Origin of the sequence: Pseudomonas orientalis (assembly GCF_002934065.1) — a bacterium.
Classification (GTDB): Bacteria; Pseudomonadota; Gammaproteobacteria; order Pseudomonadales; family Pseudomonadaceae; genus Aquipseudomonas; species Aquipseudomonas orientalis_A.
In genome coordinates, this window is record NZ_CP018049.1 from 1,658,345 (window position 1) to 1,675,844 (window position 17,500).

Consider the following 17,500-nt stretch of genomic DNA (forward strand, 5'->3'; position numbering starts at 1 on the left):
TTGCCTTTCTAAACTGCGGCTTGTCGTGGGGAAGGGGCAGGCGCCGATGAATCGCAATGAATTACGCAAGGCCGATATCAACCTGATGGTGGTCTTCGAAGCACTGATGCTCGAGCGCAATGTGACGCGGGTGGCGGAGAAGCTGTTTCTCGGCCAGCCGACCATCAGTTCGGCGCTCAATCGTCTGCGCACCTTGTTCAATGACCCGTTGTTCATTCGCGTCGGCCACCGCATGGAGCCCACCGCGCGCGCCGAGCAAATTATCCAGCACTTGTCGCCGGCCCTGGATTCACTGTCGTCGGCCTTGAGCCTGACCCATGATTTCGACCCGTCCATCAGCACCATGACCTTTCGTATCGGCTTGTCCGATGACGTCGAGTTCGGCCTGTTGCCGCCGTTGCTGCGGGCGCTGCGCCAGGAAGCGCCGCAGGTGGTGTTCGTGGTCCAGCATGTGGATTACTGGCGCATTCCCGACCTGCTGGCCTCCGGCGATATCACTGTCGGCATCACCCAGACCCGCGGCCTGCCGGCGAATGCCAAGCGCAAGCTGCTGCGGCATATCCGGCCGTGCCTGTTGCGCGCCGATGCGTCCGACACACCGCTGACCCTCGATGAGTATTGCGCACGGCCCCATGTGCTGGTGTCCCACACCGCCAACGTGGCCGGGTTTGCCGATGAGTGGCTGGCCGAAATCGGTCGCAAGCGGCACGTGGTGCTGTCGGTGCCGCAATACAGTTCGCTGCCGGCCTTGCTTGCCGGCACTGACATGATCGCCAGCCTGCCGGACTACGCGGCCCACGCCATGGCCGCTGGCGGCAACCTGTTCTGCGAAGCGTTTCCGTTTGAAACGCCGACCCTGGACTTGTCGATGGTCTGGCTCAGCCACGTCGACACCGACCCGGCGGAACGCTGGATGCGCTCACGCTTGGAGGCGTTCATGAGTGATCGAGGGCTTGCGCTCCCGGTGTGAGACGCATGATGTATATTCAGGAGTCTTCCTACAAAAAACTCGGAGAACCCCATGCCGCATCTGCACCTGGAATACACCGCCAACCTGGCGCAACTGGACACCGACAAGGCCCTGTTGCGCCTCAACCATGCGCTGGTGGCTTCCGGGCAGTTTGGCGCCGAGTTCGACATCAAGAGCCGGGCGCTGAAAGTCGAAAATTTTCGCGTAGGCACCGGCTTGAATGAGCGGGGTTTTGTCGCGGTACGTCTGGCATTGCTCAGCGGGCGCTCGCCGCAGATCAAGCAGCAATTGTCGCAAAGCCTGCTGGCGGTGCTGCAGGATCTGGGCCCTTGGCCCGAGGGTGTGCAGGTGCAACTGAGCGTCGAATTGCGTGATATGGATCGCGATGCCTACAGCAAAGTGGCGATCGGCTGACCCCTCCTATACAAGTCCCTGATCCGCACACACCTTGAGCATCTGCTCGCGAAACCAGGTGTTGGCGCTGTCCTGTTCGCTGGTTTCGTTCCACTGCATCTCCAGGGTGAAGCCCGGCAAACCCTGGGGGGCTTCGCAACACCCGTACGCCGAGGTCGACGCCAGCAGCTTCTGCATGCGGCGCGGCAGGGTCACGATGAAGTCGGTGCCGCTGATCATCTTCAATGCCGCGCTGTAGCTGTTGGCCCGCGCGATCACCTGGCGTCTGTGCGCCTGGCGCGCCAGCCAACCGTCGATCATGTTGGTGGCGGACGTCCACGGCGTGGGAAACACGTGGCGCCGCTCGACGAAGGCTTGCAGGCTGAACGCGGCTTCCTGCGGCGTCGAACGCTTGTCGAAGACGCACACCAGGTCGTCTTCGAGCAGTATTTGGCTTTTGAAGTCTTTATGGGCGCGGTGAAAATTCGGGCCGAAGCAGATCACCAGGTCGAGGCGGCCTTCGCGCAGGTCGTCGGCGGGAATGTCGGCTTCCAGCTTTTGCACATTGACGATCACCGGCAGGTCGGCGCGGTCGAAGTTTTTCAGCAGGCGCGGCAGGATCAGGTGTTCGAAGTATTCCGGGGCGCACACATTGAAGGTCACAGCCTTGCGGGTCGGGTCGAAGGCCTGGTCACCGGCGTGGCACAGGTTGATGCTTTCAAGGATTTTCTGCACGTGGCCGTACATCGTGGTGGCCTTGAATGTCGGGCGCATGCCTGCCCGTGTGTTGATAAACAACTCGTCTTCGAAACTGGTGCGCAGTTTCTTCAGGCTGTAGCTGACGGTGGACTGGCTGACGAATAGCGTTTCGGACACATCGGTAACGCTGCTCTGGTCGTAGACAGCGACAAACACCATCAAGTCCTGCATATCGAGCTTTCTGAGCAAGTTACTGTTTAGCATCGGTTTCGTCCGTAAACCCTTTGTACCGAATTCAGTACAAGACTGAGCAAAATGTTAACGGAACGCTCGTACCAATAGAAAGCTCTGTAGGACTCTTCTATGTTTTGAGTGGGACAAATAGTGTTTACAACACGACCTCAGCGGATATGTCGCGCGTAATGCACTGGATTGAAGCGCGTGACCATCAGCAGCATCACCACCACCACAGCCGCCAATGACCACCACGCCCCTTCGAAGCTGCCCATTTGGTCGCGGATCAACCCGGCGATCAGCGGCGACAGGCCCGCGATCAGGTAGCCGATCCCCTGCACGAACGCGGTCAGGCCCCCGGCACGGCGCGGGTTGTCGAGATGGTCGAGGGACAGGATCAGGCTCATTGGAAACAGGCCGCCGATACCCAGGCCGAGCAGGCACGGCCACAGCAGGCTCAGGTGCCCGGGGCTGAGAATCAGGCCGCCGAAGCCGATCATGATCAGCACCAGCAATACGGCAACCACGCCGCGCTTGTCCCGGCGGCGATTGGCGATGGCGGGCGTTGCCAGGCCGGAGACCACTTCCATGGCGGTGAGCAAACCCAGCAGCAAGCCGGCATACTGCTCAGTCCAGCCCTGCTCGACGTAATACGGCGCCAGCCACGCCAGCACGCAGGTGTAGCACGCCGTGCCGAGGCCGAAGAACAGTGCGAGCAACCAGGCCCGGCGATTGCCGAAAAAGGAAACCTGCGGGCCGCTGTCGACCTGAGGCGCGGCGGGTAACCCCGAGCGCTGGGCGTACCAGAACACCAGCGCCGGCAGCGCCAGCCCGGCCCATATCGCCAGGCCGATGCGCCAACTGCCGGTGTGCACTTGCACAAACGGCGCAAACGACGCGGCCAGTGCGGCGCCGCCCATGATCGCAGTGACATACAGGCCCATGAACACTGAAACGTTATCGCCCGAGCGCGACTTGATCAGCGCCGGCAGCAACGCCTGGATCAGCGCAATCCCGACGCCTGCCGCCATGGCGCTGACAATCAGCTCGAACGCCGAATCCAGCCACAACCGCGACAGTGTCGCTGCGCCAATCACCAGCAGCGACACCACGATACTGCGGTATTCGCCAAAGCGCCGGGCCAGGCCCATGCCAAAGAACATCGCCAGGCCCATGCTCATCACGGGCAACATGGTCAGCAATGCGGCGCTGCTGAAATTGAGCGGCACATCAGCGCGGATCGACGACAGCAAGGGCCCCACGGCCGCCATCGACGGGCGCAGGTTAAGGGCGACCAGCACCACACTGATCATCAGCCACACGGCGGTGGTGGGTTTTGCCTGAACGTTTTGCATGGGCCTGCCTTGGATGAACAAGGGCGAATCAGGCCACGGACGGGGGAGGCTGGGCAAATGAGAAAGTCATTGGCCCTATTGAAAAATTGCAGGCGCCGGATATGCCACCGTTCAAATGTGGTAGGGAGCAAGCCCTAATGCCAGTCTGTAGGAGCGAGCTTGCTCGCGAAAAACGTCAACGATAACGCGTACTTTCTGAGTGAACGCGGTGCCTGTGAGTTTTTCGCGAGCAAGCTCGCTCCTACAGACGGCGGTGTACGCTCCCACAGTACAGATCCGGTGTATCAGTAGCCCACGGTGAAGCGCTGACGCGAGTGCTTCGGCGTTTCCACTTCATCGATCATGGCGATGGCGAAGTCGGCAAAACTGATCGAGCTTTGACCGTCGTCGCTCACTAGCAAATGATCCTGGCCCAGGCGGAATTGACCGGTGCGCTCGGTGCCATCGAACAGGGCCGACGGCGACAGGAAGGTCCAATCCAGTTCCTGCTCTTGACGCAGCGTGTCGAGAAACGCCGCGCCTGCGCTGGCTTCAGTTTTGTATTCCGCCGGGAAGCCTTCGCTGTCGATCACGCGGCTGCCGTCGGGCAACAGCAACGAACCGGCGCCACCCACCACCAACAGGCGTTTGACTCCGGCTTTTTTCACCGGGCCGAGCACGGCGCTGGCCGGCAAGGTGTCAAAGTGTGCGGCACTGATCACCACATCGCTGCCGCTCACGGCCTGTTGCAGGGCATCGGCCTCCAGGGCATCCACTTGTTTGACCGTGACACCTGGGCGTGCGGCCAGTTTGTCGGTATTGCGTGCGATGGCGGTGACGGTATGCCCACGGCGCAGCGCTTCTTCCAGCAGTTGGCTACCGGCACGGCCGGTGGCACCAATAATTGCGATCTTGCTCATGACGTTCTCCAGTAAAGGTCAGGGTTTAAAACCAGTCACCACTTCATTTCGCCCTTGGCGACTTTGGCGCTCAATTCCAGCGAGCTCTCGTCGGCGAGGTTCGGGTAACGCTTTTTCATGGCCGTGATCAGGGCGGCGGAATCCTTGGCCTGGGCGGTTTCTATATCAAAGGCCTTGATGTAGTCGGCGGTGAACGTGACTGAAGCGGGTGATGGGGTGCCCAGGTAGTGGCCCGGAATCACGGTGGTCGGCTTCAAGTCTTCAATGCGTTGCAGGGTGGCCAGCCAATCCTTGTGGGACTGTGCAGTCTGGGTATCGGCCATCCAGACGTGGATGTTTTGCGCGACCACCACGCCACCAATCACGGCCTTGATCGACGGAATCCACACAAAGCTGCGGTCCGGCTGCGGGCCGTCCAGGCCGATGACGTCCAGTTGCTGCCCTTCCAGCATCAGGCTGTGGCCCTCGAGCACTTGCGGCACGAGGGTCCTGGCCGGTTTGTCGGCGCCCATTTTCGGGCCCCAGAACGCCAGCTTGCCGGCGACGGTGGCGTTGATATGGTCGACCACCGGTTGTGGCGCCAGCACTTTCGCGTCGGGAAAGGCGGCGGTCAGGGTGTCGAGGCCGAAGTAGTAGTCCGGGTCGCCGTGGCTGATGTAGATGGTGGTCAGGTGCTTGCCGCTGGCGCGGATTTTCTGCACCAGTTGCTCGGCCTGGCCCTTGCCGAATTGCGCGTCCACCAGGATCGCGTCCCGGGCGCCGCTGACCAGTACCGAGCTGACCGGGAAGATGGCGGCTTCGCCCGGGTTGTACACGTCAAGTTTCAAGTCTGCCGCCATGGCATGAGCAGTGAAAGCCAGGGCGGCAGTCGCCAGGGTCAAGCGTTTGAACGTCGAGAACATCGGGGCAGCTCCTGCCTTCGGTAAGGGGTGAACAGAGCTTAATTGCATAAAACACCACAAAAAATGCGATGCTGGAACATAGTTTGTTTCTGAAATCGGGCAAATCATGGATCGTCTTCAAGCAATGCGCGTGTTTGTCACCGTGGTGGACCTGGGCAGCCAATCCGCCGCCGCCGACCACCTGGACCTGTCGCGCCCGGTTGTCTCGCGTTACCTGGCCGAGCTGGAGGATTGGGTCGGCGCACGCCTGCTGCACCGCACCACGCGCAAGCTCAGCCTCACCGCTGCCGGCAGTGAAACCCTGCCGCGTTGCCGGCAATTGCTGGAACTCTGTGGCGATATGCAGGCCGCCGTCAGCGAGCCCGATGATGCCCCGCGTGGGCTGTTGCGCCTGAGTGTCAGCACCTCGTTCGGCCAGGCGCAGTTGGGCGCTGCGATTGCCGAGTACGTCAGACGCTACCCGCTGGTGACAGTCGACCTGCAAATGCTCGACCGCACGGTGAACCTGGTGGACGAGCGCATCGACCTGGCGATCCGCACCAGTAACGACCTGGACCCGAACCTGATCGCCCGACGGTTGACCGTATGCCGCTCGGTGGTGTGCGCCACGCCAGCCTATTTGCGCGAGCATCCGGCACCGCAGAAAGTCGAAGACCTGGCCCGGCACAACTGCCTGACGCATTCCTACTTTGGCAAGAGCCTGTGGCATTTCGAAGAGCGCGGCGAGCATGTGTCGGTGGCGGTGCACGGCAATATCACCGCCAACGAGGCCGGCACGTTATTGCGCATCACTCTGGCCGGCGCCGGGGTGGCGATGCTGCCCAGCTATGAGGCCGGTGAGCTGATTCGCAGCGGCAAACTGGTGCGCCTGCTGCCGGATGCGCAGCCACGGCAGATGAATATCTATGCGGTATACGCCTCGCGCAAACACATGCCCTTGGCGTTGCGCAGCCTGTTGGATTTTCTGGTGCAGCGGTTTCCCGAAGAGCCTGAGTGGGATGTCGGTCTCTGAAGCGGCATAAGCGCGCTGAATGGCCTGCAATCATGGCAACTTGCCCTAACTGACCTATGCTTTAAGCAGCACCTTGTAGATCCGTGCAGAGGTCTGTGCCATGAGCATTAAAACCAGAAAGTACCTGACGATTTTCAGCCTGTGCGCGCTGGCTACGGCGCTGTATGGCACAGCCGCCTATCGCGTCGAGCAGACGCGAATGCAGCCGGCAGCGTTCGCCATCAGTTGCCACCAGAACCAATGCGTCCCGCACACCGGCAGCTTCAGCGCCCTGCGTTGATGCTCAAAGCAGCGCAAATCCAGTGTGGGAGGCTTGCCCTCAAGCCAGTCTGTAGGAGCGAGCTTGCTCGCGAAAAACGTTAACGATAACGCATGCTTTCTGAATGAACGCGGTGCCTGTGAGTTTTTCGCGAGCAAGCTCGCTCCTAAAAAAAGCTAGGGCAAGCCCCCTCGCACATTCAGTTCTGCTTCAACTGCTCGCGAAAAGCCTTTGGCGAAAATCCCACCCGGCGGCGAAACAGCCGTGAGAAGTTGGTCGGGTCGGAAAACCCCAGCACCTCGGACATTTCATTGATGGTCATGCTGGTGTAGGTCAGCAAACGCTTGGCTTCCAGCAACTGGCGGTCATGCATGATCTGCAAGGCCGGCTGCCCGCCCAACTCCCGACATGTGCCATTGAGATGGGAGACCGAGATGCCCAGTTTGTGAGCCAGGTCTTCAATCTTGGGGTGCTCGCGGTAATGCTGTTCGACCAGTTGGGTAAACCGCCGGAAGTACTCACGGTTGCGCGGTGTCCTGGGGTGGCGGCGCTGGATCGCCTGACGGCTGACCCACACCAGCAGCACGCTGACCAGGGCGTGCATCATCATGTCCCGTGCCGGTTGTTCGTCGGCGTATTCGTCCTGCAAGCGGGCGAACAGGTTGTTGAGGTAGTCGCTGTCCTTGCTCGCGGGGTAGTTGCCAAGGGTGTGCAGGCCATCGACCGTACTGCCCAGTTGCGCTTGTAAATGGCTGACCAGGGGCGCCGACAGGGTCACCACGTAACCTTGGACATCTTCGGAAAAGCGAAAACCGTGCACACACAGCGGCGGCAGCACTTGCAGGCTTGCTTCGTTGAGCGTGGTGCGCTGCCCTTCGATTTCCAGGTGTGCCTGGCCTTTATGCACATAGAGCAACTGGCACAGGTCCGCGTGCCGGTGGGGCTGGATTTCCCACTGATATTCCCGGCTGCGCCGGGAAATGGTTTCACAGTGCAACAAATCGGGCGTCGGCCACTGTTGGCTTTCCCCGTAAAGCTTGAAGACCGGAATCGCGGTGTTGGTCATGTTTTCAATCCGATACTCAGGATAGTGGTGCGGTAATCGCCCCGATTGGCAAAAAGCGCAGGCTTTTAAGCAGTTTTCACCTTCTTATGCTGCTCGCTCACGTGAAAAATGTCAGCCACACGTCCAATGACAACTCTTTCACTCGTTCGGTTCGGGTGAAGCCAGCAGGCCACAAAAATAATGAAAACGCTGAAAACCCAAGTCGCCATTATTGGCGCCGGTCCTTCCGGATTGCTGCTCGGTCAACTGCTGCACAATGCAGGCATTCACACCCTCGTCCTGGAGCGCCAGAGCGCCGATCACGTACAAGGCCGCATACGCGCCGGGGTCCTGGAGCCAGGTATGGTCGACCTGCTGCGCGACGCCGGCGTCAGCCGACGTATGGACGCCGAGGGCCTGGTGCATGACGGTTTCGCCCTGGCGCGCGATGGCCGACTCACCCACATCGACCTCAAAAGCCTGACCGGTGGCCAGTCGGTGATGATCTACGGCCAGACCGAAGTCACCCGCGACCTGATGGCGGCCCGTGCGGCCGCCGGCGCCACGACCTTCTATGAGGCCTCGAACGTACAACCCCATGACCTCAAAAGTGATCAACCCTGGCTGACCTTCGAGCATCAGGGCCAGGCCTTTCGCCTGGAGTGCGATTACGTCGCGGGTTGTGACGGTTTTCATGGTGTGGCCCGTCAGTCGATTCCACCCGAGGCGCTGCAGGTGTTCGAGCGCGTCTACCCCTTCGGCTGGCTGGGCGTGCTTGCCGATACGCCGCCGGTGCACCCGGAGCTGGTGTACGCCACGCACCCGCGTGGCTTTGCGCTGTGCAGCATGCGTTCGCTGACCCGCAGTCGTTACTACCTGCAGGTTCCCGCACAGGAGCCATTGGCCGACTGGTCGGACGAGCGCTTCTGGGATGAGCTCAAGACCCGTCTGCCGGTCGAGCTGGCTGAACAGCTGGTCACCGGCCCGTCGATTGAAAAAAGCATCGCTCCGCTGCGCAGCTTCGTGGTGGAGCCGATGCAGTACGGGCGCCTGTTCCTGCTCGGCGATGCCGCGCATATCGTGCCGCCTACCGGGGCCAAGGGCTTGAACCTGGCGGCCAGTGATGTGAGCACATTGTTTCGGATCCTGCTCAAGGTATACGGCGAGGGGCGCGTGGACTTGCTTGAGCGCTACTCTGCCATCTGCCTGCGGCGGGTGTGGAAGGCCGAACGGTTTTCCTGGTGGATGACCTCGATGCTGCATCAGTTTCCCCAGGCGGACGGCTTCACTCGGCGCATTGCCGAGAGCGAACTGGATTACTTCATGGGTTCCGAGGCCGGGCGCAAAACTATCGCGGAAAATTACGTCGGGCTTCCTTACGAGGCTATCGAATAGCCTGCTATCGTATTCAGCATTTGCGCAGGCTGCCGTTGCCTGCGGGCCCTGCTCGAAGGTTGTGCCGTGACCCCTCTCAATCAGCCCACTCCCACCGTTCCTGCCGTGCGCAGCATTCTCGCCGCGCTGATGCTGGCGATCTTTCTCGGCGCCCTGGACCAGACCATTGTCGCCGTGTCGATGCCGGCCATTTCCGCGCAGTTCCATGACGTCAACCTGCTGGCCTGGGTGATCTCCGGCTACATGGTGGCGATGACGGTGGCAGTGCCGATCTACGGCAAGCTCGGTGACCTGTATGGGCGGCGGCCGATGATGCTGATCGGTATGGGCGTGTTCACCGTCGCCTCGCTGTTCTGCGGCATGGCGCACAGCATGGAGCAACTGGTGCTGGCGCGGATTATCCAGGGCATCGGTGCCGGCGGCATGATTTCGGTGAGCCAGGCGATCATCGGCGACATCATCGCGCCCCGTGAACGCGGGCGTTACCAGGGCTATTTCAGCAGCATGTACGCGGTGGCCAGCGTCGCCGGGCCGGTGCTGGGCGGCTACATGACCGAGTACCTGTCCTGGCGCTGGGTGTTTTTGATCAACCTGCCGTTGGGCGCGGTCGCCTGGTATGTGGCCCATCGCACCCTGGTGGGGTTGCCAGTGCCGCAGCGCAAGCCGGTCATCGATTACCTGGGCACCGTGTTGATGATCATCGGCCTGACCGCCTTGTTGCTCGGCATCACCCAAATCGGGCAGGGCCGTGCCTGGCGTGACGACCAGGTGCTCGGGCTGCTGGCCTGTGCGCTGTTGGCGCTGAGCCTGTTCGTCTGGCATGAACGCCGCGCACGGGAGCCGCTGTTGCCCATGCATTTGTTCGTCAATCGCAGTGCGGTGCTGTGCTGGTGCACGATTTTCATCACCAGCTTCCAGGCGATTTCCCTGACCGTGCTGATGCCCCTGCGTTACCAGAGCGTGACCGGCGCCGGTGCCGACAGCGCGGCCCTGCACCTGCTGCCCCTGGCGATGGGCTTGCCGATGGGCGCTTATTTCGCCGGGCGCATGACGTCGGTGACCGGCCGTTATAAACCGATGATTCTCAGTGGCGCCGTGTTGAGTCCCTTGGCGATTCTCGGCATGGCTTTCAGCGCGCCCCAGGCCGTCGGGCTGACCTCGCTGTTCATGCTGTTGTGCGGGATCGCTGCGGGCATGCAGTTCCCGACCTCGTTGGTGGGTACGCAGAACTCGGTGGAGCAGCGTGATATTGGGGTGGCGACCAGCACCACCAACCTGTTCCGTTCCCTGGGCGGGGCGGTGGGGGTGGCGTGCATGTCGGCATTGCTATTGGCGCTGTTGCGCGATGCCAGTTTTGCCCACTTGACCAGTGGTGCGCTGCTGACCGAGGGCAGCTCCGGTAATGTGCTGCTCGATGGGCTCAATGCTGCGCCGGGTGAGGCTCGGGATGCATTGCGGGGGGAGTTGGCGATGACGTTTCGGCATTTGCTGATGGTGAGTGCGGGGGTGTCGGTGCTGGGGTTGGCGGCGGCTATTGCAATGCCTGATCGGGTGTTGCGGGGGCGTTAGCGCGGCGGCCTTAGAGCCGACCGGTATTTTGTGTCGACCCCGATCCAAATGTGGGAGGGGCGGTGCGACGATTCGACTTGCCCCCGATGGCGGCCTCTGGGCCGGCCAGGATGTTGGATCAGATCGAGTACATATCCGTTTCTGCGGTAACGGCCACTTAGGGTTCCGCCCTGACGGCGGCTCACTTTTGAAAAGCGCCAAAGTAAGCAAAACGCTCTTGCCCCACCACTCGGCACCTCGCCTAGGCTCGGTGTGCCCGAACGCAGGCTTGAATCCGTGGGCCGCCGCAATGGGCCATCCATGGCCCAGTGCGGCTAACCCGGTGTCCTGCCGGGTTGCCCACGGATTCAAGCCTGCGTTCGGCCAGCGTGGTTTAACGGGGCGCCCAGGATCAGAAGCAAAAGCGCGGCGGCCTTAGAGCCGACAGGTATCGTGTGTCGATCCGCGATCCAAATGTGGGAGGGGGCTTGCCCCCGATGGCGGTGTGTCAGTTACGGATGCACTCACTGACCCTCCCTCATCGGGGGCAAGCCCCCTTCCACATAAAGCCAACAGCGTACATATCCGTTAGATAAGTACTCGCCAGACGCATCAAGGGCTGTAATACCCCACCGCCACCATCAAATGCCCGGCCTTGCGCACATAAGCATGCTTATTCTCAATCTTCCCAGTCACCGGGTTCTTCCAGCGGTATTTGTATTCGCCCTGATCCTGCTCCCCCATCAACGCAAGGATCGGCTCCCCGACGGGCCTGCCGTCCGGGTCCTTGACCTTGGCGAAATCCGTATTGATCAAACGCAGATCGGTGCCATGCGCCACATAGCGCCGCGTATCCAGGTCCACCACGAACACATAGAGATCATCCTGCAGGAAACCACCGCCCAATGAGTTGATCGCCTTGAGCGTCCCCGCTTCATCCTTCACCAGCGCGTTCACCGCCTTGTTGCGCAGGGCCCGCGCCTGTTCCGGTGTGGCCCGTGGCAGGTAATAGCCGACCGCCAGGATGCGCTCGCCCACCCGCTGGTAAAACACGTGCTTGTGTTCGACCTTGCCGTCATTCCAGTTCTGCCAGCGATAATCGGCCTGCTGGATACCCTGGCCTTCGGGCGCGCTGATGGCGTGTTTGAACGAGGCTTGCAGGTCAGGCCCGAGGACTTCGGACACGTCGCGACCGATCAAGGCCGAGGAGGGGCCGCCGCTGGCCAGCAGCACGCCTTTGGTGTCGACCACGAAGACGTAGCGGTCCTGGTCGATGAATTCGCCCTGGCGGCTGAAAGCGGCCAACGCCTTGTCGCCATTGTTCTGGTAGTACACCAGGGCCTTTTCCAGCAACGCCTTGGCCGCTTGAGCGTCTGCGTCATTGGCCGTGTCGGCGTGCACCTGGCTGCCGCACAACAGCAGCAGCCAGGCGAGTCGTAGCAGTGTGTTCATCTACCCGTCCCTCGGTCTTGTTGGAATCACCAGAGCGTAGACGGTTCGGCGAACGATCAGAAGGGTTTGGTTGGCAGATATTTACCGTCCAGGGTGATTACCGCGCGCGAACCGCCCTCCGGGTCTTCGACTTTCTTGATGTCGAGCTTGAAGTTGATCGCGCTGATGATGCCGTCGCCAAACTGCTCATGCACCAGGGCCTTGAGGGTGGAGCCGTAGACCTGCAGCATTTCGTAGAACCGGTACATCGTCGGATCGGTCGGCACGCCGCCGGGGAAGCTGCCGCGCAGGGGCACGCTTTGCAGCAGTCGGCTGGCGTCCTCGTCCAGGCCGAGTTTGGCGCACACCACGTCGGCGGCGTCCTTGGGCAGCGGATGCTGGCCGAGCAGGGCGGCGGTGACGAAGGCCAGGCTCAGGCCGGTGCCGTCGGCGAGGTCCTGCCAGGACAGGTCCTTGCGCGCCTTGAGGTCGATGACGGTGTCGGCCAGGGCCAGGCGAGGGGTTTGGGAAAAGTTCGATTGCAGCATGATGAAGTCCTCTTGGGTTGAATAGGTTCAGGCGGCGTGAGCGCGGGTGGTCGGGTGTTCGAGCAGGGACACGAAGCGCGCGCTGCGTCCGTCCAGTGCGTCGATGCCACCGGTTTCGATGTCGTATACCCAGCCGTGCAGGTTCAGCCGGCCTTGCTCCAGCGCCAGGGCGACGGACGGGTGAGTCTTGAGGTTAGCCAATTGAGCGACCACGTTTTCACGCACCAGGGCATCCAGGCGCGCCGCGTCCGAGACGTGCTGGCGGGCGGCGTTGATCACCTTGGCCGACTCGGCATGGCGCAACCAGTTGGCTACCGCAGGCAGGTGGTCCAGGCAGGTGCAAGTGGAGATGGCGGTCATTGCGCCGCAGTCGGAGTGGCCGCAGATCACGATGTCGCTCACGCCGAGTACGGCCACCGCATATTCGACCGTGGCCGACACGCCGCCCGGTTCCGGCCCGTAGGACGGCACGATATTGCCGGCATTGCGGATGACGAACAGATCGCCTGGCTCCTGCTGGGTCAGCAGTTCCGGGACGACACGGCTGTCGGAGCACGACACGAACAGCGTGCCGGGGTTTTGCGTGGTGGCCAGGTGTTTGAACAGGTCGCTGCGTTGGGCAAAGGCTTCGCGCTGGAATTTGCGAAAGCCGTCGATGAGGTGCTGCATGAGGTTTCTCCTTGCGTGGCTGATGGGGCAAGGATGGAAGTTTTTAACTATAGCGTCCAAGACCGGCTTATTATGGTTTTTATAAGTCCTGCCTATAGTTGGAGCGTCATTGATGCTGCTGCGCCATATCCGTTACCTGTTGGCCGTTGCCGAGCACCGCAATTTCACCCGTGCTGCCCAGGCGCTGCATGTATCGCAGCCGACGTTGTCGCAACAGATCAAGCAACTTGAAGACACCCTGGGCGCGCCGCTGCTCGATCGTTCCGGGCGCAGCGTCAGCCTGACGGATGCGGGTGAGGCTTATGTGCGCTTTGCGCGGCTGGCGTTGCAAGACCTGGAGGCCGGTACGCGTGCGATGCACGACGTGCAGGACTTGAGCCGCGGGCATCTGCGCCTGGCGATGACCCCGACGTTTACCGCCTACCTGATCGGCCCGTTGCTGGCGCGGTTCCATGAGCTGTACCCAGGCATCACCTTGAGCGTCGAAGAGCTGACTCAGGACCGCATCGAAGCCGCGTTGGGCGAGGACTTGCTGGATATCGGCATCGGCTTTACCGGCGAGCATGGCGCGGATATCGAGTGTGAGGCACTGTTCGCCGAGGCGTTGAGCGTGGTGGTACGGGCCGATCATGCCCAGGGGAGTCGGTCGGCGTGGTTCGAGCAGCCGCTGGTGCTGCTCGATCCTGGCTTTGCCACGCGCCGCTATATCGATGAGTATTGCCGCCAGCAAGGCGTGAAACCGCGCGTGGTCATGGAGGCCAACTCCATCGGCGCGATCATTGAAATCGTGCGTAACACATCACTGGCGACCATCCTGCCCCACGCACTGGCCCAGGCGCAGGCCGGGTTGCATGCCGTGGCCATCGAGCCGCCGTTGCCGCACCGCACAGTGGGGCTGCTCAGCCGCAGAGGCGCCTATCGCAGCGCCGCGTGCGCGGCCTTTATCGCGCTGATCAAGGCGCCGCCAGCCACTGACTGACAATGCCGTCGTACACGCCGGTCGCCACGCTCAAATGCAACCACTGGTCGACATAGCTTTTCCACGCCACATCGTCGCGCGGCAGCAGGAAGGCTTTCTGGCTGTACTGCATCTGCCGCTCGGGGTTGACCGCACACAGCCCGGGTTTCTGTTTTTGTTGGTAACGCGCTTCGCTGGCGTCGGTGATCATCACGTCGGCCTTGCCTGCCAGCAGTTCGTCAAAAATGCTCACGTTGTCGTGCAGGCGTATCTGCGCCTGGCTCAACTGGGCGCGGGCAAACGCTTCATTGGTGCCGCCCGCCGGTTCGATCACGCGCACCTGGGGCTGGTTGATCTGTTCGATGGTCTGGTAACGCTGCACGTCGGTGCAACGCACCAGCGGGATCTTGCCGTCGACACCCAGCGGCTGGCTGAAGAAGGCTTTTTTCTGGCGCTCCAGTGACACCGAAATCCCGCCTACGGCGATGTCGCAGCGTTGGGCCAGAAAGTCCGGCATCAGGGTTTTCCAGGTGGTGGGCACCCAGGTGATCGTCGCGTTGAGGCTCTTGGCCAGGGACTCGGCCATGGCGATATCAATGCCTTGGTAGCGGCCATCGGCACCCAGTGAGGTGTAAGGCATGTAGTCGCCGGTGGTGCACACTGTCAGCGTGCCACGCTGGATAACCTCGTCCAGGCGTGACGGGCTGGTATCGGCCAGGGCGGTGGTTGCCACGCTCGCCAGTACACACAGGGCTAGAGAAGCTTTCATGCGGTCGAGTCCTTGGGGCAGGTCGGGCAGTCATTATTTCCAGCGCGGGGCAGGGTGGCAAGGTAGCGGATTACCGTGCTGCGGCTTTCGACCTTTTTTTCACGTTGCGGTGGTTAAGCTGCCGATCAAGGTCGTTCACTTCAGCTATATCCACATGAGCACGCGATGTCGTCACAACCTCCATCCTCGATCGAGACCGAATTCACCGAGCGCTATGACCGTGAGCATGCCAGGGTGTGTGGTGACACGTGTCCGCCTGGGCTGTTGCAGCGCCTGGCTGCGTGGCGCGATGCGCGGTTGGTGCGCCATGCGTTGAAGGTCGCCGGGGAGCCTGGATTGATCCTCGACCTGGCCTGCGGCTCCGGACGGTTCTGGCCGGTGCTGGCAGAGCATGTCAATCGGGTGATCCTGGCATCGGACCATTCCCCGCAAATGCTCGACCATGCCCGCACCCATCACCCGGCGGCGTTGCTCAAACGGGTCAAGACATTCCCCGGCTCGGCGTTTTCCATTGGGCTGTCGGCCAATGCGGTGGATTGCATCTTCTGCCTGGAGTTGTTTCGTCATGCGCCCGATACCGAGGTGCGCCTGGCCTTGCTGCGCGAATTCCATCGGGTCAGTCGCGACACCGTGATTGTGTCCGTGGACGCACGTACGCCGGTTGAGGAGGAGTTTCGCCAGGCCGGCTTCAAGGTCTTGAATCACCGGGAGTTCCTGCCCGGCTCCAAACTCTGGTGTGTTTACGTCCTGCGTAAGAAGGGATAACTCCCGCCTGTCGGATTATTCCTCATAGTCTGTCTGAGTTTTCATGGTTGCCTGTGCACTGCGGATGCTCGCAAGTCCCTTTCGCGATATATACTGCGCGCCATTCTTCAAGGGAGAGCCGTGTGGCCATCGATATTCACTGGATCTGCGACAACGATAGCCTCGGCCAGCATTGCGCCCAATGGCAGCAGTTGCCATTCGTCGCCCTCGACACCGAATTCATGCGGGTCGACACCTTCTATCCCATTGCCGGGCTGATCCAGATCGGTGATGGCGTGCGCGCTTACCTGATCGATCCCCTGACCATCGACAACTGGCAACCCCTGGCCGCCTTGCTGGAAAACCCGGGCGTGATCAAGGTGGTGCATGCCTGCAGCGAAGACCTGGAAGTGCTGTTGCGCCTGACCGGCAGCCTGCCGGCGCCGTTGTTCGACACTCAGTTGGCGGCGGCTTACCTGAACCTGGGCTTCTCCATGGGTTACTCGCGACTGGTGCAGGCGGTGCTTGATATCGACCTGCCCAAGGGCGAGACGCGCTCGGACTGGCTGCAGCGGCCCTTGTCCGAAACCCAGGTGAGCTATGCTGCCGAAGATGCCGTGCACCTGGCCGAGGTCTACATCCGCCTGCGCCCGCAATTGAGCGATGACAAATACGCCTGGGTACTGGAAGACGGTGCCGAACTGGTGGCCAACCTGCGCCGCGAAGTCGACCCGTACGAGGTCTACCGCGACGCCAAGCTGGCGTGGAAACTGTCCCGCGCCCAGCTCGCCGTATTGCGTGAACTGTGCGCCTGGCGCGAGCAGCAGGCCCGCGCCCGTGACCTGCCGCGCAACCGCATCATTCGTGAGCACTCGTTATGGCCCCTGGCCAAATCCCAGCCGGATAACCTCGCTGCCCTGGGCAAGATCGAGGACATGCACCCGCGCACCGTGCGTCAGGATGGCCAGTTCCTGCTCGACCTGATCAAGCGCGCGGGCAGCGTGCCCATGGACCAATGGCCGCCCGCCGTGCCTGAGCCGCTGCCGGTCGACGCCGCCGCGCTGATCAAGCAACTGCGCGCCCTGGGCCAGACGTTCGCCGAGCGCCTGGACATGGCACCGGAACTGATGCTGCGCAAGAAAACCCTCGAAGCCCTGGTTAAAAGTGGCTACCCCGATGGGCCTTACCAATTACCCGATTCGCTGCGTGGCTGGCGTCGCGAATTGATGGGCCAGGCGCTGCTCGACAGCCTGGCCAATGCCGGAGAACAGCCTTGAAACGTATCTGCTCGATTTATCGCAGCCTGAAAAAAGACGGCATGTACCTCTATGTCCTCAAGAGCGACGCCCTGGAGCGGGTGCCGGAGCCGTTGATGGTCGCTTTCGGCAAGCCGCATCACGCCTTCGACATGGTGCTGACACCCGAGCGCAAACTGTCGCGCGAGGACATCGCCGTGGTCCTGGAAAACCTCGACAAGCAGGGCTATCACCTGCAAATGCCGCCCGCCGAGGACGAGTACATCGAGCACCTGCCTGAAGAGCTGCTGCGCCGCAACGACCCGATGTGATCGATCAGCGCCCGTATCAGGGCGCAGGCTTGAATGGAATTGTATTAGAGGACGGTGGCCGTAAGGATGCGGGCGGCCGTCTGCACTGTTTTTGAAAGGTTTG

Annotated in this window: 19 protein-coding genes; 10 read left to right on the forward strand and 9 right to left on the reverse strand. The window is 61.7% G+C overall.

Going from position 1 to position 17,500, the window contains the following annotated elements:
• The first annotated feature begins 46 nt into the window (after positions 1-46).
• Both BOP93_RS07440 and BOP93_RS07445 read left to right on the forward strand, forming a co-directional pair.
• A complete protein-coding gene (locus BOP93_RS07440; protein WP_104502109.1) occupies positions 47-970 on the forward strand; it encodes a LysR substrate-binding domain-containing protein in 924 nt (307 codons plus the stop codon).
• 51 nt (positions 971-1,021) lie between these two features.
• A complete protein-coding gene (locus BOP93_RS07445) occupies positions 1,022-1,384 on the forward strand; it encodes a 5-carboxymethyl-2-hydroxymuconate Delta-isomerase (protein ID WP_104502110.1) in 363 nt (120 codons plus the stop codon).
• Between the two features lie 6 nt (positions 1,385-1,390).
• Here the strand turns inward: BOP93_RS07445 and BOP93_RS07450 are convergent, their stop codons facing one another.
• The 4 genes from BOP93_RS07450 to BOP93_RS07465 all read right to left on the reverse strand — a co-directional run bounded on the left by BOP93_RS07450 (position 1,391) and on the right by BOP93_RS07465 (position 5,452).
• Positions 1,391-2,326, reverse strand: a complete 936-nt coding sequence (locus BOP93_RS07450; protein WP_104502111.1) for a LysR family transcriptional regulator — start codon at positions 2,324-2,326, stop codon at positions 1,391-1,393.
• A gap of 137 nt (positions 2,327-2,463) precedes the next feature.
• Entirely contained in the window at positions 2,464-3,651 is a 1,188-nt protein-coding gene (locus tag BOP93_RS07455) for a cyanate transporter (RefSeq protein WP_104502112.1), read from the reverse strand.
• A gap of 284 nt (positions 3,652-3,935) precedes the next feature.
• Positions 3,936-4,550: an NAD(P)-dependent oxidoreductase gene (locus BOP93_RS07460; protein ID WP_104502113.1), complete on the reverse strand. Its 615-nt coding sequence runs from the start codon at positions 4,548-4,550 to the stop codon at positions 3,936-3,938.
• A 35-nt stretch (positions 4,551-4,585) separates the two neighbouring features.
• Entirely contained in the window at positions 4,586-5,452 is an 867-nt protein-coding gene (locus BOP93_RS07465; protein WP_104502114.1) for an MBL fold metallo-hydrolase, read from the reverse strand.
• Positions 5,453-5,558: 106 nt separating this feature from the next.
• Between BOP93_RS07465 and BOP93_RS07470 the strand changes: the two genes are divergently transcribed.
• Entirely contained in the window at positions 5,559-6,464 is a 906-nt protein-coding gene (locus tag BOP93_RS07470) for a LysR family transcriptional regulator (RefSeq protein ID WP_065886294.1), read from the forward strand.
• A 100-nt stretch (positions 6,465-6,564) separates the two neighbouring features.
• Entirely contained in the window at positions 6,565-6,744 is a 180-nt protein-coding gene (locus BOP93_RS07475) for a hypothetical protein (protein WP_057723028.1), read from the forward strand.
• Between the two features lie 178 nt (positions 6,745-6,922).
• On the opposite strand, the gene BOP93_RS07480 is transcribed toward BOP93_RS07475, so the two are convergent.
• The gene (locus BOP93_RS07480; RefSeq protein ID WP_104502115.1) at positions 6,923-7,789 is read right to left on the reverse strand and encodes a helix-turn-helix domain-containing protein; all 867 of its coding nucleotides are present in this window, start codon (positions 7,787-7,789) and stop codon (positions 6,923-6,925) included.
• Between the two features lie 180 nt (positions 7,790-7,969).
• On the opposite strand from BOP93_RS07480, the gene pobA reads away from it, so the two are divergent.
• Positions 7,970-9,163 (forward strand): 4-hydroxybenzoate 3-monooxygenase, encoded by a 1,194-nt coding sequence (pobA, locus tag BOP93_RS07485; RefSeq protein WP_104502116.1) that lies wholly within the window; start codon positions 7,970-7,972, stop codon positions 9,161-9,163.
• Positions 9,164-9,229: 66 nt separating this feature from the next.
• Positions 9,230-10,732: an MDR family MFS transporter gene (locus BOP93_RS07490; RefSeq protein ID WP_104502117.1), complete on the forward strand. Its 1,503-nt coding sequence runs from the start codon at positions 9,230-9,232 to the stop codon at positions 10,730-10,732.
• 591 nt (positions 10,733-11,323) lie between these two features.
• Here BOP93_RS07490 and BOP93_RS07500 read toward each other — a convergent pair.
• Genes BOP93_RS07500 through BOP93_RS07510 form a run of 3 tightly spaced genes read right to left on the reverse strand, consistent with a single transcriptional unit; the run spans position 11,324 to position 13,359 of the window.
• Entirely contained in the window at positions 11,324-12,163 is an 840-nt protein-coding gene (locus tag BOP93_RS07500; RefSeq protein ID WP_104502118.1) for a cache domain-containing protein, read from the reverse strand.
• Between the two features lie 56 nt (positions 12,164-12,219).
• Complete coding sequence (gene cynS, locus BOP93_RS07505) at positions 12,220-12,690, reverse strand: cyanase (protein ID WP_104502119.1); 471 nt, start codon at positions 12,688-12,690, stop codon at positions 12,220-12,222.
• 27 nt (positions 12,691-12,717) lie between these two features.
• The gene (locus BOP93_RS07510; RefSeq protein WP_065886300.1) at positions 12,718-13,359 is read right to left on the reverse strand and encodes a carbonic anhydrase; all 642 of its coding nucleotides are present in this window, start codon (positions 13,357-13,359) and stop codon (positions 12,718-12,720) included.
• A 112-nt stretch (positions 13,360-13,471) separates the two neighbouring features.
• Here BOP93_RS07510 and cynR point away from each other — a divergent pair, with 112 nt between their 5' ends.
• Positions 13,472-14,338, forward strand: a complete 867-nt coding sequence (gene cynR / locus BOP93_RS07515; protein ID WP_104502120.1) for a transcriptional regulator CynR — start codon at positions 13,472-13,474, stop codon at positions 14,336-14,338.
• On the opposite strand, the gene BOP93_RS07520 is transcribed toward cynR, so the two are convergent.
• Entirely contained in the window at positions 14,313-15,086 is a 774-nt protein-coding gene (locus BOP93_RS07520; RefSeq protein ID WP_104502121.1) for a transporter substrate-binding domain-containing protein, read from the reverse strand. The genes cynR and BOP93_RS07520 overlap by 26 nt on opposite strands.
• A gap of 165 nt (positions 15,087-15,251) precedes the next feature.
• Here BOP93_RS07520 and BOP93_RS07525 point away from each other — a divergent pair, with 165 nt between their 5' ends.
• From BOP93_RS07525 to BOP93_RS07535, 3 genes are all read left to right on the forward strand, one after another.
• Entirely contained in the window at positions 15,252-15,851 is a 600-nt protein-coding gene (locus BOP93_RS07525) for a class I SAM-dependent methyltransferase (protein ID WP_104502122.1), read from the forward strand.
• A 122-nt stretch (positions 15,852-15,973) separates the two neighbouring features.
• Positions 15,974-17,107, forward strand: a complete 1,134-nt coding sequence (gene rnd, locus BOP93_RS07530) for a ribonuclease D (protein WP_104502123.1) — start codon at positions 15,974-15,976, stop codon at positions 17,105-17,107.
• Complete coding sequence (locus tag BOP93_RS07535) at positions 17,104-17,397, forward strand: YcgL domain-containing protein (protein ID WP_057723020.1); 294 nt, start codon at positions 17,104-17,106, stop codon at positions 17,395-17,397. Before rnd ends, BOP93_RS07535 begins: the two co-directional genes overlap by 4 nt.
• The last annotated feature ends 103 nt before the right edge of the window (positions 17,398-17,500 follow it).

Coding starts and splice junctions, on each gene's coding strand:
- BOP93_RS07440 (WP_104502109.1), top strand. CDS start 47: ATGAATCGCAATGAATTACGCAAGGCCGATATCAACCTGATGGTGGTC.
- BOP93_RS07445 (WP_104502110.1), top strand. CDS start 1,022: ATGCCGCATCTGCACCTGGAATACACCGCCAACCTGGCGCAACTGGAC.
- BOP93_RS07450 (WP_104502111.1), bottom strand. CDS start 2,326: ATGCTAAACAGTAACTTGCTCAGAAAGCTCGATATGCAGGACTTGATG.
- BOP93_RS07455 (WP_104502112.1), bottom strand. CDS start 3,651: ATGCAAAACGTTCAGGCAAAACCCACCACCGCCGTGTGGCTGATGATC.
- BOP93_RS07460 (WP_104502113.1), bottom strand. CDS start 4,550: ATGAGCAAGATCGCAATTATTGGTGCCACCGGCCGTGCCGGTAGCCAA.
- BOP93_RS07465 (WP_104502114.1), bottom strand. CDS start 5,452: ATGTTCTCGACGTTCAAACGCTTGACCCTGGCGACTGCCGCCCTGGCT.
- BOP93_RS07470 (WP_065886294.1), top strand. CDS start 5,559: ATGGATCGTCTTCAAGCAATGCGCGTGTTTGTCACCGTGGTGGACCTG.
- BOP93_RS07475 (WP_057723028.1), top strand. CDS start 6,565: ATGAGCATTAAAACCAGAAAGTACCTGACGATTTTCAGCCTGTGCGCG.
- BOP93_RS07480 (WP_104502115.1), bottom strand. CDS start 7,789: ATGACCAACACCGCGATTCCGGTCTTCAAGCTTTACGGGGAAAGCCAA.
- pobA (WP_104502116.1), top strand. CDS start 7,970: ATGAAAACGCTGAAAACCCAAGTCGCCATTATTGGCGCCGGTCCTTCC.
- BOP93_RS07500 (WP_104502118.1), bottom strand. CDS start 12,163: ATGAACACACTGCTACGACTCGCCTGGCTGCTGCTGTTGTGCGGCAGC.
- cynS (WP_104502119.1), bottom strand. CDS start 12,690: ATGCTGCAATCGAACTTTTCCCAAACCCCTCGCCTGGCCCTGGCCGAC.
- BOP93_RS07510 (WP_065886300.1), bottom strand. CDS start 13,359: ATGCAGCACCTCATCGACGGCTTTCGCAAATTCCAGCGCGAAGCCTTT.
- cynR (WP_104502120.1), top strand. CDS start 13,472: ATGCTGCTGCGCCATATCCGTTACCTGTTGGCCGTTGCCGAGCACCGC.
- BOP93_RS07520 (WP_104502121.1), bottom strand. CDS start 15,086: ATGAAAGCTTCTCTAGCCCTGTGTGTACTGGCGAGCGTGGCAACCACC.
- BOP93_RS07525 (WP_104502122.1), top strand. CDS start 15,252: ATGTCGTCACAACCTCCATCCTCGATCGAGACCGAATTCACCGAGCGC.